Source organism: Ureibacillus endophyticus, assembly GCF_024159215.1.
GTDB lineage: Bacteria > Bacillota > Bacilli > Bacillales_A > Planococcaceae > Ureibacillus > Ureibacillus endophyticus.
On sequence record NZ_JAMYWW010000001.1, the window covers coordinates 3,067,892 to 3,092,714 of the forward strand.

Annotated in this window: 23 protein-coding genes, 1 pseudogene and 1 riboswitch; of the genes and pseudogenes, 9 read left to right on the plus strand and 15 right to left on the minus strand. The window is 35.2% G+C overall.

The window, feature by feature from the left end; translation table 11 throughout:
* Positions 1–134: 134 nt before the first annotated feature.
* A complete protein-coding gene (locus NKR20_RS15225; protein ID WP_121213190.1) occupies positions 135–338 on the minus strand; it encodes an alpha/beta-type small acid-soluble spore protein in 204 nt (67 codons plus the stop codon).
* Between the two features lie 211 nt (positions 339–549).
* Positions 550–732, plus strand: a riboswitch (Lysine riboswitch).
* Positions 733–850: 118 nt separating this feature from the next.
* Between NKR20_RS15225 and dapA the strand changes: the two genes are divergently transcribed.
* Positions 851–1,735, plus strand: a complete 885-nt coding sequence (gene dapA, locus NKR20_RS15230) for a 4-hydroxy-tetrahydrodipicolinate synthase (RefSeq protein ID WP_253427334.1) — start codon at positions 851–853, stop codon at positions 1,733–1,735.
* A 35-nt stretch (positions 1,736–1,770) separates the two neighbouring features.
* Here dapA and NKR20_RS15235 read toward each other — a convergent pair whose 3' ends face one another.
* The 3 genes from NKR20_RS15235 to NKR20_RS15245 all read right to left on the minus strand — a co-directional run bounded on the left by NKR20_RS15235 (position 1,771) and on the right by NKR20_RS15245 (position 4,303).
* Positions 1,771–2,541: a DUF2935 domain-containing protein gene (locus NKR20_RS15235; protein ID WP_253427336.1), complete on the minus strand. Its 771-nt coding sequence runs from the start codon at positions 2,539–2,541 to the stop codon at positions 1,771–1,773.
* A 108-nt stretch (positions 2,542–2,649) separates the two neighbouring features.
* Positions 2,650–4,119, minus strand: coding sequence for a sodium:solute symporter family protein (locus NKR20_RS15240; RefSeq protein WP_253427338.1), 1,470 nt, complete (start codon positions 4,117–4,119; stop codon positions 2,650–2,652).
* A 4-nt stretch (positions 4,120–4,123) separates the two neighbouring features.
* A complete protein-coding gene (locus NKR20_RS15245; RefSeq protein WP_121213186.1) occupies positions 4,124–4,303 on the minus strand; it encodes a hypothetical protein in 180 nt (59 codons plus the stop codon).
* Between the two features lie 159 nt (positions 4,304–4,462).
* Between NKR20_RS15245 and NKR20_RS15250 the strand changes: the two genes are divergently transcribed.
* On the plus strand, positions 4,463–5,512 hold the full coding sequence (locus NKR20_RS15250; RefSeq protein ID WP_301285943.1) for a tartrate dehydrogenase: 1,050 nt from the start codon (positions 4,463–4,465) through the stop codon (positions 5,510–5,512).
* Positions 5,513–6,048: 536 nt separating this feature from the next.
* Here the strand turns inward: NKR20_RS15250 and phoU are convergent.
* From phoU to NKR20_RS15275, 5 genes are all read right to left on the minus strand, one after another.
* Positions 6,049–6,675 (minus strand): phosphate signaling complex protein PhoU, encoded by a 627-nt coding sequence (gene phoU / locus NKR20_RS15255; protein WP_253427340.1) that lies wholly within the window; start codon positions 6,673–6,675, stop codon positions 6,049–6,051.
* A gap of 13 nt (positions 6,676–6,688) precedes the next feature.
* Complete coding sequence (gene pstB, locus NKR20_RS15260) at positions 6,689–7,459, minus strand: phosphate ABC transporter ATP-binding protein PstB (RefSeq protein WP_253428160.1); 771 nt, start codon at positions 7,457–7,459, stop codon at positions 6,689–6,691.
* A gap of 86 nt (positions 7,460–7,545) precedes the next feature.
* Entirely contained in the window at positions 7,546–8,373 is an 828-nt protein-coding gene (pstA, locus tag NKR20_RS15265) for a phosphate ABC transporter permease PstA (protein WP_121213182.1), read from the minus strand.
* A 1-nt stretch (position 8,374) separates the two neighbouring features.
* Positions 8,375–9,280, minus strand: coding sequence for a phosphate ABC transporter permease subunit PstC (gene pstC / locus NKR20_RS15270; RefSeq protein ID WP_253427342.1), 906 nt, complete (start codon positions 9,278–9,280; stop codon positions 8,375–8,377).
* 39 nt (positions 9,281–9,319) lie between these two features.
* Complete coding sequence (locus NKR20_RS15275; RefSeq protein WP_253427344.1) at positions 9,320–10,162, minus strand: phosphate ABC transporter substrate-binding protein; 843 nt, start codon at positions 10,160–10,162, stop codon at positions 9,320–9,322.
* A 364-nt stretch (positions 10,163–10,526) separates the two neighbouring features.
* Between NKR20_RS15275 and NKR20_RS15280 the strand changes: the two genes are divergently transcribed.
* The 5 genes from NKR20_RS15280 to NKR20_RS15300 all read left to right on the plus strand — a co-directional run bounded on the left by NKR20_RS15280 (position 10,527) and on the right by NKR20_RS15300 (position 15,669).
* Positions 10,527–11,027 (plus strand): Lrp/AsnC family transcriptional regulator, encoded by a 501-nt coding sequence (locus NKR20_RS15280; protein WP_121213179.1) that lies wholly within the window; start codon positions 10,527–10,529, stop codon positions 11,025–11,027.
* Positions 11,027–12,196: an aminotransferase gene (locus NKR20_RS15285; protein WP_253427346.1), complete on the plus strand. Its 1,170-nt coding sequence runs from the start codon at positions 11,027–11,029 to the stop codon at positions 12,194–12,196. The genes NKR20_RS15280 and NKR20_RS15285 overlap by 1 nt, the downstream gene beginning before the upstream one ends.
* 236 nt (positions 12,197–12,432) lie before the next feature.
* The gene (gene sstT, locus NKR20_RS15290; protein WP_253427348.1) at positions 12,433–13,647 is read left to right on the plus strand and encodes a serine/threonine transporter SstT; all 1,215 of its coding nucleotides are present in this window, start codon (positions 12,433–12,435) and stop codon (positions 13,645–13,647) included.
* A gap of 169 nt (positions 13,648–13,816) precedes the next feature.
* Positions 13,817–14,353 (plus strand): ribonuclease H-like YkuK family protein, encoded by a 537-nt coding sequence (locus tag NKR20_RS15295; RefSeq protein ID WP_121213176.1) that lies wholly within the window; start codon positions 13,817–13,819, stop codon positions 14,351–14,353.
* 74 nt (positions 14,354–14,427) lie between these two features.
* Positions 14,428–15,669 (plus strand): aminopeptidase, encoded by a 1,242-nt coding sequence (locus NKR20_RS15300; RefSeq protein WP_253427350.1) that lies wholly within the window; start codon positions 14,428–14,430, stop codon positions 15,667–15,669.
* A gap of 45 nt (positions 15,670–15,714) precedes the next feature.
* Here NKR20_RS15300 and NKR20_RS15305 read toward each other — a convergent pair whose 3' ends face one another.
* The gene (locus NKR20_RS15305; RefSeq protein WP_253427352.1) at positions 15,715–16,446 is read right to left on the minus strand and encodes an alpha/beta fold hydrolase; all 732 of its coding nucleotides are present in this window, start codon (positions 16,444–16,446) and stop codon (positions 15,715–15,717) included.
* 91 nt (positions 16,447–16,537) lie between these two features.
* Positions 16,538–16,932 (minus strand): annotated as a pseudogene (locus NKR20_RS15310) (VOC family protein).
* 164 nt (positions 16,933–17,096) lie between these two features.
* Between NKR20_RS15310 and NKR20_RS15315 the strand changes: the two are divergent.
* The gene (locus tag NKR20_RS15315; protein ID WP_253427354.1) at positions 17,097–18,002 is read left to right on the plus strand and encodes a nuclease-related domain-containing protein; all 906 of its coding nucleotides are present in this window, start codon (positions 17,097–17,099) and stop codon (positions 18,000–18,002) included.
* Between the two features lie 801 nt (positions 18,003–18,803).
* Here the strand turns inward: NKR20_RS15315 and NKR20_RS15320 are convergent.
* Entirely contained in the window at positions 18,804–20,423 is a 1,620-nt protein-coding gene (locus NKR20_RS15320; RefSeq protein WP_253427356.1) for a flavin-containing monooxygenase, read from the minus strand.
* Between the two features lie 15 nt (positions 20,424–20,438).
* On the minus strand, positions 20,439–21,371 hold the full coding sequence (locus NKR20_RS15325) for an alpha/beta hydrolase (RefSeq protein ID WP_253427358.1): 933 nt from the start codon (positions 21,369–21,371) through the stop codon (positions 20,439–20,441).
* A gap of 182 nt (positions 21,372–21,553) precedes the next feature.
* Here NKR20_RS15325 and NKR20_RS15330 point away from each other — a divergent pair, with 182 nt between their 5' ends.
* Complete coding sequence (locus tag NKR20_RS15330; protein WP_121215514.1) at positions 21,554–22,243, plus strand: response regulator transcription factor; 690 nt, start codon at positions 21,554–21,556, stop codon at positions 22,241–22,243.
* Between the two features lie 70 nt (positions 22,244–22,313).
* Here NKR20_RS15330 and NKR20_RS15335 read toward each other — a convergent pair whose 3' ends face one another.
* Both NKR20_RS15335 and NKR20_RS15340 read right to left on the minus strand, forming a co-directional pair.
* Positions 22,314–22,838 carry a YehS family protein gene (locus NKR20_RS15335; protein WP_253427359.1) on the minus strand — a complete coding sequence of 175 codons (525 nt, stop codon included), beginning with the start codon at positions 22,836–22,838 and terminating at the stop codon, positions 22,314–22,316.
* Positions 22,839–23,013: 175 nt separating this feature from the next.
* A complete protein-coding gene (locus NKR20_RS15340; protein WP_253427361.1) occupies positions 23,014–24,579 on the minus strand; it encodes a sensor domain-containing diguanylate cyclase in 1,566 nt (521 codons plus the stop codon).
* Between the last annotated feature and the right edge of the window lie 244 nt (positions 24,580–24,823).

Consider the following 24,823-nt stretch of genomic DNA (forward strand, 5'->3'; position numbering starts at 1 on the left):
TAATAGCTAACTGTATTAATAGATAGTACTAAGATAATAATGATTAATGAACAAATAGTTAATAAACTAAATAAAAGACTAAAGGCTGACACAAAAAATAGTTGTTTGAATTAGCCCTTAGTCATTTTATATTTTTATTGTCCTGAACGACCTCTTAATTGTGCTTCAGCCATTTGCACAAGGCGTTTTGTAATTTCTCCACCAACTGAACCATTCGCACGAGAAGCATCCTCTGGTCCAAGGTTTACACCAAATTCGCGAGCAATTTCGTATTTCATTTGATCAACTGCCGCCTGTGCTCCAGGTACTTGTAACTTATTTGAACTACGGTCAGCCATTTCTTTCACCTCCTTATGCCTTTAGATTGTTCACCTTGAATGTTTTAATACAGAGTTAATAGTACCTGTAAAGTATCAATTTCCCTCGTATAATCGTTAAATAGTTTGAATTTGCTAATTTTTTTATAAATTTAGAAAAGGTGTTGCATTCCACTATAAAAGGATGTACACTAATTGATAATTATATATTTTCTTATTTCAAAACTTTTGAAGTAAGGATAGAGGCGCAAAGACCATTAGTACACAATTCGAGGAGAATGAGGTCCGTTGACAATTGTCGAAAGGGGAATTTGCCGAAGCTACAAGATGCTCATTTAATCTTGAAGCTGGTTCTGTTGTTGAATAAATGCAGAACTGTCATATAGGTTTTACTATATGGAGGGCTATCTTACGCAAGGAAATGATTTTTATTTCTAAGCAATAACGAGTCCTCGTTATTGCTTTTTTGCGTTTATACATTAACGCCCTTCTCCCTCTATTCGATTATAAAAATGATGAGGATGTGGAGAAGAATGAATTTCGGAAAAATTTTAACTGCTATGGTAACTCCTTTTGATCAAAATGGTGAAATTGATTGGCAGGCAACTGAAAACTTAATTAATTATTTAATTGCAAACGGTACTGATGGATTAGTCGTATCAGGTACAACTGGTGAGTCACCAACATTAAGCGAAGAAGAAAAAGTTCAACTATTTAATTTCGCAGTAAAAGTAGTGAATGGTCGAATTCCTGTTATTGCTGGTACTGGTTCGTACAACACAAAAGCATCAATTGAACTAACAAGAGCTGCTGAAAGTGCAGGAGTTGATGCGGTTATGCTTGTTGCTCCATACTATAACAAGCCATCGCAAGAAGGATTATATCAACACTTCAAAGCAATCGCTGAAAGTACTGTATTGCCTATTATTTTATATAACGTTCCAGGTCGTAGTGTCGTTAACATTTCTGTTGATACAGTTGTTCGACTATCAGAAATTAAAAATATCGTAGCGATTAAAGAAGCAAGCGGTAATTTAGATGCAATGGCAGAGATTATTGAAAAAACACCAGAACATTTCACATTATATAGTGGTGATGATGGTTTAACGATTCCAGCACTTTCAATCGGTGGAGCTGGTGTAATCTCAGTTGCATCTCATATTATTGGTAATGAAATGCAATCAATGATTCAAAAATTCTTAAGTGGTAATTTACAAGAAGCAGCACGTGATCACCGCAGACTATTACCAGTTATGAAAGTATTATTTGCTACACCAAACCCAACATCAGTAAAAGCTGCATTAAACCTAAATGGAGTGAATGTTGGTGGCGTTCGTTTACCAATGATTCCACTAAACAACGAAGAATTAAACAATCTTCAAAAAGTTTTAAATACAATTGAAACAGTAAATGCGTAAATAGCAAAAGCGTCTCAGCGAGTGAGACGCTTTTATTATTTGGCTTTTGCATTTGATGATTGCATTAATTTCGTTAAGTAATATTGTTCTTCCCTTGCCATATGATCTGCCATGGAAGCTGTAAATGTTCCAAGAATTTCAGCGCTCAATTCCATTTCCTTAAGCTCGTTTAAAAAGGTTTTAAATAAGCCCATTTCCACTTCCACATCATGATTAAATTTTTTTAATGCGGGGAATCTCTTCACATTACTACGCAAATATCCGGTTAACTCAACCGCTTTTAAATAAAATTGTTCAAATTGTTTCGTAAATTCATAACTTTTTTCCTTTAACCTTTTTTCAACACCATCGAGTTGATCATTAATTGCCCCAGCATGACCAGCAGCATCAACTAGCCATACTAAATGATGATGTAATTCATGAAAAATAGGCGGCACTTTTTTAACTTTTAAATAACTTAAAATTAGCTGATATTCCTCTAACTCATTCACCATATGATTCATAAAAGTAGGAGATAAATGGATATTCATTTGACCAAGCAAATGACGTTTAATAAGGGACAGCTTAAATTGTTTTAGTTCAGCTACAAGTTTTTCCACATCTCTTGTAAAGTTCTCGATAGTTGATTCATTTTGAGAGTCTACTTGTCTACGGAGTTGATCAAAATTCTTAATGAAGTAAACCGCTTTTGAAATATCATCTTTTTCTGAAGGATATAGCGAGTCATAAATAAAACGACTATGGTCACTTAACACATGTAGCCAAAAGGAATGTTCAAATACGGCACTTCTTAAGTAATCGGACACTAATTCAACCCCTTATCACACTTTTCTTTCACTTTATTCCACAGTATTTCGTTTTATTAATTGATATTTACAAAGCCCGAAAATCTACACAAGATTTCCGGGCTACTATTATTTAAACTTATTCAATTCGATTTTGACACTTTTTAAAAATTCATTTGCTTTTGCTTCAGGAGCTTTTGTCATTAAACTCACTACAATAAATAATATTGTTGAAAGTGAGATTCCCCATACCCCTGAAGCAAGTCCAAATGGTTTATATTTGAACAGTTCAAGTATAATAACAACTACACCACTTATCATGACACTCGATAACACCCCTGCTGCTGTTCCACGTTTCCAGAAGAATGTTCCAATAATAGAAGGTACTACAACAAGTAATCCCGCAGAGGAAGCAACAGATAAAACCGCTATTAAATCTAACTCCATTTCAGCAAATAGATAAGCTAATATAGCAATTATCGGAATAACAATTTTTCCAACTCGCAATTGCATGGCGTCAGTAGAATTCTTTTTGACCTGACTATAGACATCCCTTGCAAATAAGGATGAGAGAGTTAGCAAGATTGAATCAATTGTAGAGATTGCTGCTGCCATGATTCCGACCATCACGATTACCCCTAAAACTGGTGGTACTGCATCAGACGATAATACCATTGGAGTTGCCAAATCCGCCTTTTCTAAATTTGGGAACATCACAACTGCTGAGAATCCCCAAATCACTGCAACTAGTGTATAAATTAATCCAAATATCATAAAGCCCATAAGCATGATACGGAGACTTTTTAAAGAGGCTGGCATAAATAATCGCTGACTAACCTGTGGATTTGATAAACTAAAGAAGAACCACGGTATCGTCATTCCTATAAATGTTGTAAAACTCCAAAAACCATTTCCAGGTACTGCTAAATGCTCTGGTTTCGTTGATTCAATAGCACCGAAAAAGTCACTAAATCCCCCTAAGCTATTGATTAATATAAGTACTACAACCGTTGATGTAATAATCATGAAAACAGCTTGCAGTGAATCCGTCCATGCAACGGAACGAATTCCAGCAATATACGAAAATACAATGGCAACAATTGTGGCAATAATTACACCTGTTGAATAGGAGATTTCATTATTCGTCATACCTTGTAATAAATAGCCGACACCGGAAAGTTGTACAGCACTATAGGGTATTAAAAATACACAACTTGTAATCGAAACGACAAGAGCTACCATCTTATTATCATAACGATCGCCTAACATTTCAGAAGGCGTAATATAACCATATTTCTTCCCTACCACCCAGAATCGTGGACCAAAGAAGGCTACTAGAGAAACACCCATTAAGTAAATTAATTCAAATCCAATTGCACCAACACCACCATTGTAGGTTAACCCTGCTAACCCTACTAACATAAAGGCACTATAAGTTGTCGCACTATAACTTAAGGCAGATACAATCCCACCCATCTTCCGATCGCCTAAAAAATAACTCCCCATATTTGTCTGCTTACCACTTCTAGATAAATAGGCAACAAACAATGCAATGAGGATATATACTACAATTCCCCACCAGACCATAGATGTTGTCATTTCTTCACTTCCAATCCTTTGTTAAGAAAAAATTAATCCCTATTACAATACATGTCAGCACTGTCCATATTAAAAAACTACCGTACCATTTTGCTACATCTGTTAATAACGTATATGGAAGTATGTATGCTAGCAAAATCATTATCAAAATGGCTAGTGCCCACTTCAATTCATTTCCTTTCAAATTATCACCTCATAAGATAATTGACTGATTATTAGTATAACTAAATCCTTACAAATTAAAAATAATCAAAATTTTTGTTCATTAAAAATAGTATTTTTCATTTTTAATTTAAGTTATATTTTAATAGATTGAAAATTCTATATAAAGGAAGTTTTAATAATGAAAACATATAAAATTGCCGTAATCCCGGGGGATGGAATTGGCAAAGAAGTTGTCCCAGCAGCAATTGAAGTGCTAGATACTGTGGCGAAACTTGATGGAGGCTTCCAATTTGAATGGACATACTTTCCATGGGGTTGCGATTATTATTTAGAACATGGCGAAATGATGCCAGAAGACGGAATTGAAACCCTTAAAAAGTATGATCAAATCTTTTTAGGTGCAGTTGGGATGCCTGAGCTCGTACCTGATCATATTTCACTTTGGGGTCTGTTAATTAAAATTCGCCGAGAGCTAAAACAATCTATTAATGTTCGCCCTGCAAAACTGCTACAAGGTCTTCAATCACCATTAAGAGATCCACAAAACTTTGATATAACGGTTGTTCGTGAAAATTCAGAAGGTGAATATTCCGATAGTGGTGGTCGCATTCATCAAGGAGCAGACGAAATTGCTATTCAAAACGCCATTTTCACAAGGAAAGGTACAGAACGTGCAATGCGCTACGCCTTTGAAATAGCAAAGAACTCTCGTCAGCATGTAACAAGTGCTACAAAATCAAACGGCCTAACGTATTCCATGCCATTCTGGGATGAAATATTTGATGAAGTTAAAAAGGACTACCCAGACATTGATACTGCAGTCAATCATATTGATGCACTAGCTGCATTCTTTGTAATGAAGCCCCATGCATTTGATGTAATTGTTGCTTCTAATTTATTTGGCGATATATTAACGGATTTAGGTGGCGCAATTATGGGAAGTATCGGTATTGCGCCAGCTGCAAATTTAAATATCGAAAGAGAATACCCTTCCATGTTCGAACCTGTACATGGCTCTGCCCCGGATATTGCAGGACAAGGCGTTGCGAACCCAATTGGCCAAATTTGGACAGGTAAAATGATGCTAGATTTCTTAGGCCACCAACATGCTGGAATAAAAGTTTTAAATGCGATTGAAGCAACTTTGGCTTCAGGTGTGAAAACAAGGGACTTAGGCGGAACATCTACCCTTGAAGAAGTGAAGAATACAATTTTGAAAAATTTATAATGTAGAAAATCCTAACTCTCGATTGTGAGGTTAGGATTTTTGTTATGGGTACTATGCTTTGCTGGTGATTTGGTTTTATTGCGGATATGAAGGTCACTAGAGCACTCTTTCACATGTGATTTGACCTTCATTAAGGGTATGAAAGTCACTGGGGCACTCTTTCACATGCGATTTGTCCTTCATTAAGGGTATGAAGGTCACTGGAGCTCTCTTTCACATGCGATTTGTCCTTCATTAAGGGTATGAAGGTCACTGGAGCACTTTTTCACATGTGATTTGTCCTTCATTAAGGGTATGAAGGTCACTAGAGCACTCTTTTACATGTGATTTGACCTTCATTACGCTCTTGAAGGTCACTAGAGCTCGCCTTCGCTTATGATTTATCCTTCATCACGCGTATGAAGAACACTCGGAGCAAATTGTACTGCTAATATGTCCCTCATTCCAAATGCGCATATCAAAATAAAAGCCAAACTCACAATAAAACAAGTTTGGCTTCAATGATTATGGATTAAAATCAAACATTTGACCTTTAATTATATAGGCTGTGCTCTCGGCGATATTTGTATATGATCTGCCACGCGTTCTAAATACCGATTCACAAAAAGTAATTGAACGAGCTGGTTTGTTTCTTCTGGATGTTCACTTAAATAACCTGTCAGTTTCTTATATGTTTCAATATTAAGTTCATCTACCTCATCCTCTAAGTCGCCCACTTCCTTAGCTAAGGCAATATCTTCTTCTAAGAAAGATTTAAGTGATTTTTTCAACATCAGGATTGAGATATCTTTCATCTTCTCTAAATCCGTAAGATCTAATAAACTATTTGCTTGCCCAATCTTGATAGTTGATTTTGCAATATTAACGGCGAAATCCGCAATTCGTTCAATATTATTCGAAATCTTTAAAACAACTACAACGATACGTAAATCTCTTGCAACGGGTTGCTCTTTTGCCATTAACCATACTGCAAATTGATTAATTTCCTGTTCGAGATTATCAATATCGTTATCTTCTTCAATGACTTTTAAGGCAATTTCAACATCCCGCATTTTTAACGCATTAAACGCTTTTTCTAAAGCATCAATTGACAATTCGCCCATCTCATTAATTTTTCTCTTTAATTCTTTTAAGTTATTTTCGAAGTTTTCACGAATAACCATCTATGCGCCCACCTTATCCGAATCGACCTGTTACATAGTCTTCTGTTCTCTGATCCCTTGGCGTTGAAAAAATAATATCTGTATCATCAAATTCCACCACTTCTCCATTTAAGAAAAAGGCTGTTTTATCAGAAATACGTGCAGCTTGTTGCATGTTGTGTGTAACAATTACAATCGTATAATCTTTTTTCATATTAGTAATTAGTTCTTCAACCTTCAGAGTTGAGATTGGATCCAGTGCTGACGTAGGTTCATCCATTAGAATAACATCTGGTTTCATAGCAATTGCTCGAGCAATACAAATTCTTTGTTGCTGTCCACCTGATAAGCCAAGAGCGGACGATTTCAGACGGTCTTTTACTTCATCCCAAATGGCTGCTCCGCGCAAACTTTCTTCTACAATTTTATTTAGCTCTTTTTTATTTTTAATCCCCTGCATTCTAGGACCATAAGCAACGTTATCATAAATTGACATAGGGAAAAGATTTGGCTTTTGGAAAACCATTCCTACCTTTGTGCGTAATTTAATTACATCATTATTTTTATAGATATTTTCTGAGTCAATAATTATATCACCAGTAATTTTTACTCCATCAATGAGGTCATTCATTCGATTTAAGGTTCTTAAAAAAGTCGATTTACCACAACCTGAAGGACCAATTAAAGCAGTTACTTTTTTTTCACGGATATCCAAAGATACTCCATACAATGCTTGTTTCTCACCGTAAAACAAATTCAAATCTTTTACAGCTATTTTTGATGCTTTCTCTACTTTACTTCTCATCTCTGATTGCAACTTCACTGTTAGATTTTCTTCTTTCACCAATGATTCACTTCGTTCCATTACTGCTGTACTCATAAATGCCCTCCTTATTTATTGGTTGCTTTGTTAAGTTTTTTCGAAATCAAAGTCGCTGAAATATTAATCCCTAAAATAATCACTATTAAAACTATCCCAACTGCAGCAGCTAATTCGATATCACCCGACTCTTGCGTCACTAAATAGGAGTGGACCGTTAACGTTCGAGCTGATGAAAATAAACTTTCTGGTAAAGCCGCCACAGTACCTGCTGTTAAGAAAATTGCAGCCGATTCCCCGACAATACGTCCAATGGAAAGGATAATCCCAGATAAAATTCCTGGCATTGCACTCGGCAAAATGACTTTATACAACGTTTGTAGCTTTGTTGTTCCTAATGCTAATGAACCTTCACGATAAGATTGAGGCACTGTTTTTAATGCTTCTTCCGTTGTTCTAATAATTACCGGTAAAACAATGATTGTTAATGTTAAGGATGCAGCGATAATGGACATCCCCATTTTTAACGTTGTAACAAAGAACACCGCTCCAAATAATCCATAAATAATCGATGGAATTCCTGTTAAACTTTCTGTCGCAAAACGAATTACTTTTACTAAACGACCTTGTTTTGCATATTCTTGTAGATACAATGCTGCGAGTATTCCGATTGGCGTTGCAATGACTAATGAGATGACAATTGTATAAATCGTCGTAACAATCATCGGCCAGATTCCTCCACCTCCAGTAGGTGAATAATCGCCAAAAATAAACTCAAAACTGATCAAATTCATACCCTTTATAAAGATAAATCCAACAATCATCACGAGAACCGCAACAGAAAGAAAAACTGAAAGCCATAATAACCCACGTAATACGCTATCCTTCAGTTGTCTCAACTTAGTTACCACCCTTCGTACTGATTTTGGCTAAAACAAAATTTAAGATTAAGATAAACGAGAATAGAACAATCCCTGTCGCAAATAACATCTCTTGGTGTGTTCCTGCTGCATAACCCATTTCTAGAGCAATATTCGTTGTTAATGGGCGCACGCTGTCTGTTAAACTTGTTGGTACAATTAAACTGTTACCTGCTACTAGAATTACCGCCATCGTTTCACCTATTGCGCGGCCTAAACCTAATACAATGGCTGTCATAATTCCTGATTTAGCTGCAGGTACAACTACTTTAAAGATGGTACCAATTTGTGATACCCCAAGTGCTAACGAACCTTCCCGGTAAGTGTTAGGGACTGCACGAATTGCTGTTTCTGCAACAGTCACGATTGTTGGTAACATCATGATGGCAAGCACAAGTATGACTGCTAATAAACTTTGTCCCTTGACTAATCCAAAAGTATTTTGTAAAAACGGCACAATTATTGCTAATCCAAATACACCGTATAATACTGATGGAATACCTGCTAAAAGCTGTATTGCTGGAGAAATGATTTTTGCTAATCTTTTAGATGCTATTTCAGCTAAGAAAATTGCCGTAAATAAGCCAACCGGAACACCTATGATTAACGCTCCGATTGTTGCTAAAATTGAAGCAACAATCATTGGGAAAATACCGAACTTATCTTCACTCGGTACCCAATCCGTCCCAAAAATAAAATCTATAAAACTATAACCCTCAACGATAAAAGGATGTGACCCTTTATAAAATACAAATCCGATAATTAACAATAAACTGATGACAGAGAGAAGTGCACATATCAAGAAAAGTTTCGATGATATTTTCTCTAAAAAATACTTTCGTTTATTCGACTTACCAATTTCTACGCTGTTTGTTTGGATAGACACTCTTATTTCCTCCAAGTTTTATAAAAGTTTAGTGACTTCTTAATTTACTGGGATAGCTCCTGCTTCCGCTGCTATTAGTTGTCCATCTTCACTTAAAATAAAGTCTATAAATTTCTGACCAGCTTCCGTTAAGTCCCCTTTTTTATAAACAAATAAGAAAGGCCTTGATAATCTATATTTTTGCGCTAAAACATTTTTGGCTGTTGCTTTTACACCATCTATATCAATGGTTGAAATGGTTTCATCGATATACTCAAATGAAATAAATCCAACCGCATGTTTATTGTTAGCAACTGTTGTTTTTATATTTCCGTTTCCACTTGCGATAATTGAACTTTTTACTAATTCACCCGAACTATACTCAACAATTTCTTGGAAAGCGTCACGAGAACCTGAACCATCCTCACGAGATACAACGACGATTTCCAAATCATCTCCACCTAGCTCTTTCCAGTTCGTCACTTCACCTGTGAAGATTTGTTTCACTTGCTCTAACGAAAGATTTTTTACCTTATTAGATGGATGTGTTACGACAACAATTCCATCGTATGCAATTACCACTTCTTGTAATCCACTAGCTTGTTCTTCTTCTTTTAAATCCCTCGAGGACATGCCAATTTCTGACACGCCATTAATGGCATTTGTAATTCCCGCTGATGAACCAATTTGATTTATTTCAATGTTTGAATTATCTTGCTCTGTATATTTTGCTGCTAATTTTTCTGCAAGCGGTCCTACTGATGTTGATCCGGAAATAGCGATTGTTGATCCATCACCATCAGATGCCTGTGTTTGACTATCACCATTACTAGAACATGCTGATAATACAGCTAACAAAGAAAGCATCAATAACCCCATTTTGACTTTTGTTAAAATGTTCATTCGTTACCTCCGAGAGTATTCGTTTGAAAATTTATGTCGTATTTTGTCTTACCTGTAGAATAAACTCGCAGTGTAAATTTACTTCGGGGTCTTTGTAAAGCTTTTGTAAATTCAATAAAAAACAATTTTAATTGTATTAAATATTGTAAAAATTAAGATATTAATTAAAAGTAACTACTAGCTCATAAATTGATTTCTTAACTATCAATTTCTTTCTAGTAACGGATTGTTTTTTACTTCAAAATTCGACAATTCTCAATTTCTTAGAAAACATCTTGAGCTCCTAAAAAAACACAGTTACAATCATAGAAATGGCGCTAGTTTTGGCTATAAAAAATAAATACTTATTTGGAGGTCTTTTAAGTTGAAATTAACTGCAAAAGAAATGGAAATAGTTGAGATTCTAGAAAAAGACTCACGTGTTGCAGTAGAAGATATTGCAAAGATGGTTGCTCTAAGCGTGGAAGAAACAAAAGAGTCCATTAAAAGACTTGAAGAAAACAAAGTAATTGTGAAATATATCTCTATTGTGGACTGGACAAAAGTTGAGGAGCACCCAGGCGTTCGCGCGATGATTGATGTAAAAGTAACGCCTAAGCGTGGTGTTGGCTTTGATGATATTGCTGAACGTATCTATCGTTTTGACGAAGTAAATTCAGTTTATTTAATGTCAGGTACTTATGACTTATCTGTTATTGTGGAAGCGAAATCAATGAACGAAGTAGCAAACTTTGTATCCCAAAAACTTTCAACACTTGATTCAGTACTTTCTACAACAACTCATTTCATTCTTAAAAAGTACAAACATGATGGAATCATTTTTGAACCAGATAACAAAGACAAAAGAATTGTGGTGTCACCATAATGGAATCAACAAAAAGTAAATATGTTTCAAAACTTGTAAACGAACTAAAACCATCAGGCATTCGCCGCTTTTTTGATTTAGCTGCAGGCATGGAAGGGGTTATTTCTTTAGGTGTAGGTGAACCTGACTTCGTTACTCCTTGGCATGTACGTGAATCAGCAATTAATTCATTGGAACAAGGATACACTTCTTATACACCAAATGCTGGTTTACTCGAGCTACGTCAAGAAATCGCCTATTATATGAAAAACCAATTCAATGTAGAATATTCACCTAAAGAAGAAATCATTGTTACTGTAGGTGCAAGCTCTGCCATCGATATTGCAATGAGAACAATCTTAGATCCAGGTGATGAAGTAATTGTCGTTGAGCCATGTTTCGTTGCCTACGTTCCAATGGTAGAACTTGCTGGCGGTGTGGCAGTTCAAGTACAAGCATCAAAAGAAAATGATTTTAAAATTCAACCAGATCAACTAGAAGCAGTCATTACAGATAAAACAAAGGCAATCATGTTATGTTCTCCAAATAACCCAACTGGCACAATGCTTAGTAAACATGAACTTGAAGAAATTGCAAATCTAGCAAAAAAATATGATTTACTCATTATTGCCGATGAAATTTATGCAGAACTAGCTTACGACGAAGAATACACAAGTATGGCAGCAATTGAAGGAATGAAAGCACGTACAATTTTAGTATCAGGTTTCTCAAAAGGCTTTGCCATGACGGGTTGGAGACTTGGTTTTGTTTGTTCACCCCCAGAAATCTCAAATGCAATGCTAAAAGTACATCAATATGCTTTAATGTGTGCTTCAACAATGGCGCAATATGCTGCAATTGAGGCACTAAAAAATGGTCGACCAGAAGTAGATGAAATGATTAAAAGTTACCGCCGCCGTAGAAATTACATTGTACAATCGTTCAATGAAATTGGATTAGAATGTCATAACCCTGGTGGTGCTTTCTATGCATTCCCATCTATTAAATCTACTGGACTAAGCTCTCAAGAATTTGCTGAACAGTTATTACTGAAAGAAGGGGTAGCTGTAGTACCTGGAGACGTTTTCGGTGAAAGTGGAGAAGGTCATATCCGTTGTTCTTATGCAACTTCATTAGAACAATTACAAGAAGCTATTAAGAGAATAAAACATTTTATAGAGAACCTATAATTTGATTTAGAGGCTGTGCAGTAAAGTTGCACAGCCTTTTCTAATGCTTCTGCTGAGATTACATTTAGATGTTATTAACCCAACATACTAATTTATGGAAAATATTATTTTCAGAAAATAAAAATTATTCGATAGATATTCCCTAATTAACATATCCATGATAAACTTATGTCCATCACAGTAATACAATTGTACGCTCAACCAGTATATGTCAGGATTAACATCGGAGGGAGAACATGAGAAACATTATACTAAAATGGAATCAAATTAGTTTAGTTCTTAGGATTTTAATAGGGATTGTTGTTGGTGTATTATTAGCCGTTACGATTCCTGATTCAGTTGCATGGGTTTCTATTTTTGGTTCATTATTTGTAGGTGCTTTAAAAGCCGTGGCACCAATTTTAGTATTAATATTAGTAACAAATGCTATCTCTAACCATAAGAGTGGCAAAAAGACAAACATGAAAAGTATTTTAGGACTTTATGCAATCGGTACATTATTAGCTGGAGTAGTTGGTGTTGTTGCCAGCTTCCTATTCCCTGTTTCATTAACACTTACTTCAGGTGTAGAAGATTTAGCACCACCTGGCGGAATAGCGGAAGTACTTAAAACACTTTTATTTAAAATTGTTGATAACCCAGTGAACGCCTTAATGAATGCAAACTATATCGGCATCTTAACATGGGCAATTTTACTTGGTTTAGTATTAAAGAAAGCAGCAGATACAACAAAAACAGCCATTTCAAATTTATCTGATGCCATTACACAAATCGTTAAATGGGTAATTGATTTGGCTCCACTAGGTATTATGGGACTAGTGTTTGATGCTATCGCAACAAATGGTCTTGATTCATTACTTGAATATGGACAACTTCTTACACTTTTACTTGGTTGTATGTTCTTTGTAGCGTTAGTGGTCAATCCAATCATTACTTTTATCTATACACGTTCAAATCCATATCCACTTGTGTTAAGAACATTAAGAGAAAGTGGAATTACAGCATTCTTTACTCGTAGTTCAGCTGCGAATATTCCTGTGAACCTTACATTATGTAAGAAATTGGGTCTGGATGAAGATACATATTCCGTGTCAATTCCTTTAGGTGCTACGATTAATATGGCAGGTGCCGCAGTTACAATTTCAGTGTTAACTTTATCTGCTGCACATACGTTAGGAATTGAAGTAGATATATGGACAGCTATCATTTTAATGGTACTCTCTGCTGTTTCTGCAGCGGGTGCATCTGGTGTAGCTGGTGGATCTCTATTATTAATTCCACTTGCTTGTAGTTTATTTGGAATTTCAAACGACATTGCGATGCAAGTTGTTGGTGTTGGATTCATTATTGGAGTTTTACAAGACTCTTGTGAAACAGCACTTAACTCTTCTTCAGACGTTCTATTTACAGCAACTGCAGATATTGCGAAAAAACGTAAAGAAGCAAAATAATATAACGATTAAGAGGCTGTGTTAAAGGTTAAATAATCTTTAACACAGCCTTTCGTATTTAAAATCCACTATTGCAAAAGGACTTCTCAGACGGAACTTTTTTAGAATCTATTTTTAAGATTAATTGAATATAATGTATAAACAAATTAACATGAGAAAGGAAGGTGTAATGGAAAACACCAAGGAGAATAGTGTCACCTTTCAGAATTTAAGTCAAAAGAACATGTCCTTCGATGAAGTTTTCCAACATATAACTAACTTTATGAAGAAAGAACCCTCAGGTAAATTTCGGTTAATGTTTGGCACAGATTCGCAAGTTTTCAACCAATATACGAAATTCATTACCGGTATTGTGATTCAGCAAGAAAGAAGGGGCGTTTGGGCTTGTATTCGAAAAGTTATAGTTCCTCGGAAAATGCTAAATTTGCATGAACGGATTTCCTATGAAACAACTTTAACTGAAGAAGTCGTTTCACTATTTACAACTGAACATAAAGAGCAATTAATTAATATTGTTTTACCATACATTTATAATGGTGCGAATTTCACCATTGAAGGACATATTGATATAGGGTCTGGAAAGCGAAATAAAACTCGGGTCTTTGTAAAAGAAATGGTAGCTCGATTAGAATCAATAGGGGTGGAACCAAAAATAAAACCTGAATCCTTTGTTGCTAGTAGCTATGCAAATCGTTTTACAAAATGAAGTTTTACAACATCAATTTTTCTACAATTATGCTAATATAGATAAATGAACCAGTAAAACTTGGAGGTGCTCACATGTTAGCTAATTTTGAAGAAAACTTACAAAAGTATGCAAGACTATTAGTAGCAAAAGGTATAAATGTACAAAAAGGCGATTGGGTAAAGATGACAATCACAGTTGATCAAGCCCCTTTAGCACGTTTAATTACAAAAGAAGCCTATACATTAGGTGCAGAAAAAGTAATTATCAAATGGTCTGATGATGAGATTACAAGATTACATTATTTAAATCAACCAACAGAAGTATTAACAGATATTCCACAGTATGAAATTGATGAGTCAGAAGACCACGTACTAAACCATCGTGTGAGCCGACTTTCGATCATTTCAAGTGACCCAGGTCTATTAAATGAAGTAGACCCTGCTAAGATTGGTGCTTATCAAAGTGCTTTCGGTAAGGCATTCCATGTACAACGTAAAGCAACTCAAAATGATGATTTAAAATGGACAGTAGCTGCTGCTGCCGGTGCTGGATGGGCGGCAAAAGTATTCCCTCACCTTGCAACTTCAGAAGAACAAGTAGATGCACTATGGGATCAAATCTTCAAAACTTGTCGTGTATATGAAGAAGACCCAGTTGCAGCGTGGGATCTTCATAAACAAACATTAAATGAAAAGGCCAATAAACTAAATGAAATCCAATTTGATGCACTACACTATACAGCACCAGGTACAGATTTAACTTTAGGATTACCTAAAAATCATATTTGGGTATGCGCGGAAAGTTATAATCCAAAAGGTGAAGAGTTTATTGCCAATATGCCAACTGAAGAAGTATTTACAGCTCCTGATACACGTCGCATGGATGGTGTCGTTCGTAGCACTAAACCACTAAGTTATGCTGGAACTTTAGTTGAAGGAATTGAAGTTCATTTTAAAGATGGAAAAATTGTTGATATTTCGGCTGAAAAAGGCGATGAAGCGATTAAAAAATTAGTATTTGACAATGAAGGTGGTACGGGTCTTGGTGAAATCGCACTTGTTCCAGATCCATCCCCAATTTCTCAATCTGGCATTACTTTCTTTAATACGCTATTTGATGAAAACGCATCAAACCATATCGCAATCGGTTCTGCTTACCCTACTACTATACAAGGTGGCACAAAAATGAGCCCAGAAGAATTACGTGCAAATGGTATGAACACATCAACAGTACACGTAGATTTCATGATTGGCTCAGCTGAAATGAATATTGACGGTATTAAACAAGATGGTACAGTAGTTCCAATCTTCCGTAACGGTGATTGGGCTATCTAAATTGTAATGAATTAAGCCACCCCTTTTCTGAGGAGGTGGCTTCTTTTATGACATAAATTCTCGGATTGTTTGTGTAAAGGTTTGTGAATCCTCCAACATCCCTAGATGACCTGTTTTAGTTTTTACTTTTTTCACATTTGGGTTACTCGTTTCAATTGGTTTTACTACATTATCCTCTGAACCTTCAATGACTAGAACTGGGATTTTCAATTGCTCGACTAAATTATGCTGATAAGGTCGATTTTTCATTGTTTCAAGTGCCATCACTAGCCCTTCTTCTGACGCATTATAAGCAATGTTCCGCGCAAAATTTACATGCTCTACTTTAGGATTTTCACCAAAAAACGCACCTAACACATTATTTACAAAGTGCTCAACCCCATTATCTGCAATTTCTTGTTGTTGATTTGTACGCTTTTTAATCTGCTCATCAGTATCAGCTAAATCGGATGAATATGCTAATATTGCTCTATTGATAGGTGCAATTCCCTTTTCAATTGCTGCTAACACAATATATCCACCCATAGAATGCCCAAGCCAAGTCGCATCCTTAATGCCTTCATGTGCTAAAACATCAGCTACTGCTTTTGCATAAAAATAGACAGAGTAGCTTTCTTTTTCTACCTTACTTTCTCCATGACCTGGTAAGTCTACTGCAATGCAATCATATTGAGAAGAAAGTTCATCGATAACCTCGCTAAATATTTCTTTTGCTCCTAAAAATCCATGGATGAAAACGAGAACTTCCCCTGATCCTTTTCTTATATATTGAAGCATGTTTGTCTCCTTCCATTAACAAAAAATAGATGGACGAGTACTTAACATCCATCTACAAACATTATTCCCATATATACTTCTCTAAAACGTTTTACTTTGCATTCTGGTCCGGTTGATGAATTCCAAAAATATTGCCATCTGTATCAAGATAATAACCTTGCCATGCCATTCCTGGTATGCATACTTAGGCAACGCCACTTTACCACCTTGTTGAAGAATCTTTTGTTCAGTAGCATCATAATCCGCTACACCGATTGTACATACATAGCCATTTAAAGCTTGGCCAGGTTCAGGAGCTGGTCCTTGACGTTTCATTAGAGCACCATTTATCCCTGGTTCTTCGTCACCTCCGGTAACCACTCCAAAGTACGGCATCCCCGCATATTCAGAATAATCTTGATACGTCCAACCAAATACTTCACCATAAAATTTCTTAGCATTTTCCATATCATTCACATGTATTTCGAAATGTATAATTCTGCTCATTTTACTACCTCCTCAGGCGATTTTACCACCTCTTAATTATAGGGGAATTTTGGTAATTATAATCAGTAGGTTGATTGAAATTTTATATTTGACATGAAAGAGATTTTGCTCTATTTATGTGGAAATTTTTATAGTATGTTAAATATAAAAACAAGGAGGAAAAAATGATTTTAAAAACTAGGTCCAAATCTATTGAATTACAATGTTATGAGTTATTAAACAAACGCATGAACTTAGCTGAACAAGATAAGCAGTATTTTAACAACCTTAAAAAGGGTCATGATGGCGAAAGAATGTTTGATACTTTAATAGAAAAACTCCAATGTGATTGCCTAGTAATTAACGACTTGCTTCTTACAACGAACAACACTACATATCAAATTGATTCCTTATTAATTATGCCTGATGCTATTTATCTTTTTGAGGTGAAAAATTTCGAAGGGGATTTTTATTATCAATCAAATCGATTTTACAAGCGACCAAAAACAGAAATGGTCGATCCGCTTATTCAATTAAAACGAACAGAGTCTCTATTCGATATGTTACTTCAAAAACTAGGATTTAATATTCCCATCAATGCTTGGATTGTTTTTATTAACTCAGAATTCACCCTGTATCAAGCACCACTAGATTCACCAATTATCTTTCCAACCCAGATTAATCGATTTTTAAAAAAACTAGATAGAAATACATCTAAAATCACGCAAAAGCACCGAGCATTAGCGGAGAAATTAGTATCACTTCATATACAAGAATCCCCCTATAAGCAATTACCTACCTATGAATATGCTCAACTACAAAAGGGGATTTCTTGTAAAATGTGTGGAGGGATTTCAGTTCTGATTGAGGGTAAAACGTGTATCTGTACGCAATGCGGCCAACAAGAACCGGTTGAATCAGCAGTATTACGGAGTGTGAAAGAATTTAAGCAGCTTTTTCCTAATGAGCGGATAACAACGAATGTTATTTTTGATTGGTGTAAAGTGGTGAGGTCTAAAAGAAAAATAGGTGAAATATTAAAACGTAATTATAAAATAGTTGGCGTTCATCAGTGGGCTTATTATGAGTAAAATACCTAACTTATTTTTGTATTCATGAGTGCTGTGAATACCATTTCTAGCGCATTTCTACCTAATTTTTGTATTCATTTGCCTGATGAATACATTTTTCTCTAGTTTGCTCACTATTTTTGTATTCATCAGTGCTGTGAATACCATTTCTAGCTCATTTCCACCTAATTTTTGTATTCATTTGGCTGATGAATACATTTTTCTCTAGTTTGCTCACTTATTTTTGTATTCATCAGTGCTGTGAATACCATTTCCAGCTCATTTCCACCTAATTTTTGTATTCATTTGGCTGATGAATACATTTTTCTCTAGTTTGCTCACTTATTTTTGTACTCATCAGTGCTGTGAATACCATTTCTAGCGCATTTCCTCTTAATTTTCGTATTCATTTGGCTGATGAATACATTTTTCTCTAGTTTGCTCACTTATTTTTGTATTCATCAGTGCTGTGAATACCATTTCTAGCTCATTTCCACCTAATTTTTGTATTCATTTGGCTGATGAATACATTTTTCTCTAGTTTGCTCACTTATTTTTGTATTCATCAGTGCTGTGAATACCATTTCTGCGCATTTCTACCTAATTTTCGTATTCATTTGGCTGATGAATACACTTATCTCTAGTTTGCTTTTATTTTTATATTCAACTATGTTATGAATACCATCACCATCGCAAACTTACTAAATTTTAAGATTCATTTTGCCAAGGTTTAGCACTATCAACAAACAATCCATAGAATTCCGCCACCAAAAAAACAACCACAACAAAATTACATTGTGGTTGTCAAAAGCAATCGATATTCTAATTTAACACTTCAGCACGTGTTAGTGTGAAGCCGTTGTAGTTGTCGTCCGCTACTTGGTCACAGATTTTGCGGTAATTGTCTAAACCGCCTACGAAAATAACAAAGCCGCTTCGTTTTGTTCCATCCAAGTTCGCACCTGTATACCAGGAATTTGTGTATGGGAACAATGTTTGATTTGCAATATCGTCACATTGCTTCGCCCATTCTTTTTCCGATTCTTCCTGTGCCTCGATTGTTTGAATATTGTTTTCCTCTAAATATTCAATACATCTGTCAATCCAGTCAACATGCTGCTCGATTGATGATGGCATGTTCGTTAATACAGATGGACTTTGAGGACCTGTAATCATGAAGAAGTTCGGGAAGTTTTGAACGGATAATCCTAAATATGTTTTTACTCCCTTGCCCTCTTCCCATTTCTCTTTTAATGGTTGTCCTCCACGACCACGGATATCCATTCTTAATATCGAGCCTGTCATCGAGTCATAGCCTGTCGCAAAAACAATGACGTCGCATTCAACTGTTCCATTCTGCAACTCAACACCGTTTTCGACTATGCGCACAATTGGATTATCTTTTAAAGAGACAAGATTTACATTGTCTTGGTTAAACATTTCATAATAATTCGTGCCGATAATCAGGCGTTTCGTCGTAATATAATAATTTGGATGCAATGTTTTTGCTGTTGATTCATTTTTCACAATCTCATCAATTTTATCGCGAACAAATTGAGAAACAACTGCATTCGTATCTTTGTTTACCGAAACATCTGGATACACTGAGCCTAATGCTAGACCACCAGTTTTCCAAACATACTCTAACGTTTCCTTTTGTTCTTGTGGTGTAAATTCTGTAGCAGATTTACCTGTTGTAAACATACGGATTCCACCAGGTGTTGTGAAGAATGAATCACGAATTTCATCATATTTCGAGATTGCTTCATCCTGTTGTTCTTTTGTTAACGGGTGGTTTCGAGCTTCCGCTACATAGTGCGGCGTGCGCATTAATAGTGTTAGCTCTTTCGCTTCTTTTGCAATCAGTGGCATTGCTTGTACTCCACTTGAACCATTTCCGATGACAACAACACGTTTACCTGTGAAGTCAACTTTTTCATGTGGCCATCTTCCAGTATGGTATTTTTCACCTTTGAAAGACTCAACTCCTTCAAATGGCGGAATATTTGTTGTTGATAAACAGCCAACACCACTAATGAAATATTTCGCAACAAATAATTCATCCGTATCTGTTTCAATTTCCCACAACTTCGTATCCTCATTAAACGTTGCTTTTTTAACATAAGTCTCGAATTGGATATCCGGACGTAATTCTAATTCATCTGCTACAAAATTCAGATACTCCAATATCTCAGGTTGTGCAGCATAACGCTCTTTCCAACGCCATTTTTTATATAAATCTTCTGAGAATGTAAAATTATAATAGATTGAGTCCGAGTCACATCTCGCGCCTGGATATCTGCTCCAGTACCATGTTCCGCCTACCCCATCAGCCGCTTCAATAACTCGAACATTTAGTCCTCGCTCTCTTAACTTATGCAACATGTAAAGCCCAGCAAACCCCGCACCAACTACTATCGCATCAAATTGTTTCGCTTCCATTATAATTCCCCCTTATTAAGAATTAACTTTTAAAGCATTTAAAAACTGAGCGATTGCATTCACTGTCTCTTTTGTTTCATCTGCAAAAACAGCCATGTTGCTAAAGTAACCGTGTATGCTACCAGGTAACACTGTATACTCTACTTTCACACCGGCATCTTTTAATTTATCGCGATATTGTGCACCTTCATCCAACAGTACGTCATTTTCAGCAGCCACAATGATTGCTGGAGGTAAAGCGCTTACATCCTCACACAATAAAGGCGACACATCTACGTTTTTATAATCTTCTTCACTATTCACATAATACTCACCAAACCAAATCATTAAATCTTTATCAAGACCGAATCCGTCTGCAAATTTCTCGTAGGACGCTGTAGTGAAGTCAAGGTTTGTTACTGGGTAAATTAGAGCTTGAGCTGAAATCGCTGGACCATCATTCTCTTCACTAAGAATTGTCATAATCGTTGCTAAGTTTCCGCCCGCCGAGTCTCCACCGACCACAATGTCATCTGCAATTGCATTTAACTCATCAGCATGATCATGTGCCCAGCATAGTGCCGCATAACTATCCTCTACTGGTACAGGGTATTTAAATTCTGGTGCTAATCGATAATCAACTGAAACCACAACACGTTTTGTATTTTCAGCTAATAATCGGCAACCTGCATCCGAAGTTTCTAAATTCCCTAGTACCCAGCCGCCACCGTGATAATAAACAAATAATGGGAATGGTCCTTCTCCTTCAGGTGTGTATATACGTACAGTAATCTCGCCTTCATGAACAGGAATTTGACGATTTTCAACTTTCGCAACAGGTGGTACTTCAACACCTTCTGGAACTGGAGCGTTCAATGCTTGACGTACAACATCTGGAGTTAAATCCTGAATTTTTGGACCACTATAAAATGCCTCTAAATACACCTTCGCATTATTTGATAAACCCATATTCTTCATCCCCTTATTTAGAAATTCGCATGCATTTGTATGCTAACTAAATACTATCAAACTATCTTTTTCGGTGTAATTCCTACTTTTAGCTATTTTCACTAACAAAATAGGTGAAATTTTTAGAATATGTACTACTTTTTGTATGATTTTTTGCATATTAAATAATTAGGGGTGATTGAATGAAAATAGATTCATGGACAATAAAAGAAGAGTTGAAAAGCATAGTACATTTACATTCACAAGAAGAGCAAATATGTTCCATCCTAAAACTTTTTGAAAAGTTATTTAAAGGTGAGAGACTTTCATTCTATCGTTTTAGTCCAATCGGTTATGTGGGAGAAGGAGTAGCTCTGTTAGACAATGGGCAACTTCATGCGCTTAATTATATTCGAGATGATATTCGTGGATTACCAGCAATTAGACAAGCTATCGAAAAGAAAGAAGCTATCTATTATTCCGGCAAAGATATTATTACCCAGATTACTAGTCGTTATCAGCAACCCTATCAACTTAAGTCATTACTAGTAGTTCCTATTATCGCAAATAATATAACGATTAGTTATATTTGCAGAGAGATACTAAATGAAGATCCTCTGTACCCTCCACAACAACTTGAGGAATTTTCTTTGTTCGGTAAAATAGCTGGTGAATTATTGATTCAACCTCAGAAAATCCAACACCCTAAACTAAGTCCCCGTGAAAATGATATTTTAATCGCTTTAGCAAATGGTTACTCCACAAAGGAAATGACAACCGTACTTTTATTAAGTGAAGCAACCATTAAACAATATATTAAATCCATCATGGTCAAACTGAATGCGAAAAACCGTGTTCATGCCGTCTCTATCTACATGACGCAATATATATAATGAAAAAAACTTGGTCTTCTCAATATACGAGAGACCAAGTTTTCTATAATACAATGATGTATTTTATTAATTATTGTTCAGGTGTACCACGATATTTGTATGTTAATCCTTTAATAAAGTTTCGTGTAAAGTTATCTCCACATTCTTTGTAATTTCGATGATCTGCCTTACGCAAGATTGCACCAAGTTCCCCTTTCGAAACTCTTAAACCAGCTTCACTAAAGATGTCTAACATATCTTCTGTTGTTAAGCTTAATGCAATTTTCACTCGTTTAATAAATAAGTTATTCGGTGTATCTCTCTTAGTAGTTGGTGGCGTTGATTTCTCTTGGTTTGGTTTTTGTTCCTGTTTACCACGTTTAAAAATAATAAAACCATTTAAAAACGCTTCAAGCATGTCATAATCGCATGGAATAAAATCATCACTTGGTGTTAAGTCATATTCACCATCTTCATTTACTTTTGGCTTAGTTAAGATTTTAAGTATTTCTTCTTTCGAAAAATCCATCCCACCTAAACGGAAAATTTCCACCATATCATTATTTTTAATATCTAAAGCATATCGCAGCCTAATTAATAAATCGTTATTCGTCATTTTGGTTCTCCTTTTATGTAAAAAATGTTTCTGTACCTTTACTTCAATTGTAACCATGCAATAAGCTTGTATTCCATCTACATATGAAATTAAAGGGATGAGCAGAAACTTTTTATTATCTGTGCATCCCTATTATTATGCATTAATCGGATAATATTTCAATAGTTAGCAGTAACTAGTCTTGCTTTTTGTACAATGTCGTTCTGTTTTTTCCAGTTTTCTTCGATTGGTAAAGGGCGTAATCTGCTCTTTCAATAATAGTTTTCGGATGGTTATCCATCTCCTTTAGACTTGTCACACCTAAAGAAACTGTAATTGGCTTTCCTGTTGGACTCGCAGTTTGTTCTATCTTACGTCTAAGCTGCTCAGCAATCTTATATGCTTCGTCTTCGCTTTTATTTTTAAGTAATATTCCAAACTCTTCTCCACCATATCTAAAACTTAAATCATCTTCACTTGAAAAATTGTTAATAGTGGCAGATAAATATCTTAACACATCATCACCGACTAAGTGACCATACGTATCATTTACTTTTTTAAAATTATCAATATCTAAAAATATAATTGAGAAAGATTGTCTTTTATTTATCCAATCTTTTATTATCTCATCAAACGTTCTTCGGTTCGCAAGCCCAGTTAAACCATCTAATTGCACTTCTTTCTTTAACATAACTAAATGACTTTTCACTTGACGATAAAGTTGATTTATTTCGTAAATATGTGATTGTATATTGATATCATCTTTACCGATATCAATTTTTCTATTAAGAATCGACTTTTCAGAGTACAGAGCTAATTCAGTTAACGGCTTTGTTATGCTTCTTACTAAAAAAGTTGCAATGATTAATAAAATAATTAAAGTCGTTAATGACCTTGTTACAATTTTTATTAGTAAGTCATTTATAGGTTCATTAATAGTCGATGCTGGTGTTAAGGAAACAATTCCCCAACCTAAATTTTTAGTAGTCGTATACCCTGCAAAATATTCCTTATCCCCTTTTGTTACCTTATCAAATCCACTTTTTCCTTGTTTTAATATTTTCATAATAGGATTATCACTTATATCTGCATAAATTCTACTAATATTAGGGTGAGAAATAATATGACCTTTTTTATCAACTGCAAAAACATATGATCCATCATCATATCCATGAGTGCCAAGTGCTATTTTAATAGCATTTTGATCCTCTAAATACACAGTCCCAACCATTACACCTATATGCTCTCTCTGTTCGTTAAAAACAGGTGCTGTTACAAGTAAAAATAACGTTCCACTTTTCGTTTTATATACTTCAGAAATAAAAGGTTTTTTTTCAGTTAATGCTCGCTTCATTATTTCTGAATCAATTTTTGTACCAGCTCTAACACTTATGTTATCAGGGGTATTAATAACACTTGGACTTATTAATTGAATCACTCCATTGGTATCTGTAAAGAAGATTGAATTAAAGTGATCATTCTCTGAATAAAAAAGGGTGTCCAAATTACTTTGTTGTCTAAAATCAGAGGAACTGGAAAGATTAGCAATAGTGATAATTCTTTTTTGCAATTCATCTGTAATGTAATCTACTTCCTCCGCTAACTTAATAGCGTAATTATGATTACTTTCAAGATAATTATTGGTTAATGACGTCCTTAAAGCATCCATTGAAGAGTATAAGTGAATGACAGTAGCAAAGAATACCACTAAAATGACTAGTATATTAATTACTACATTAAGTTTTAATACCTTCTTCATCATAACTCAGTCATCTTCTTTCAATGGGAAATCCAATTATTAAAGTCATCATTAGTATAATTTTTTACTTGTAGTTTTCAATAGGGTTTTTACAAAAAAATCCAAAAATATTATTACAATTATAATATTAGAATAAAATAGAGTTTATTCTTTTACAGGTTTTTATTATGGATTCAATTTTCCCAGAGGCTGGTCGACTTTCCTTTACTTCTACCATAAAAAATAGTAGAACATACCTTGGATATGG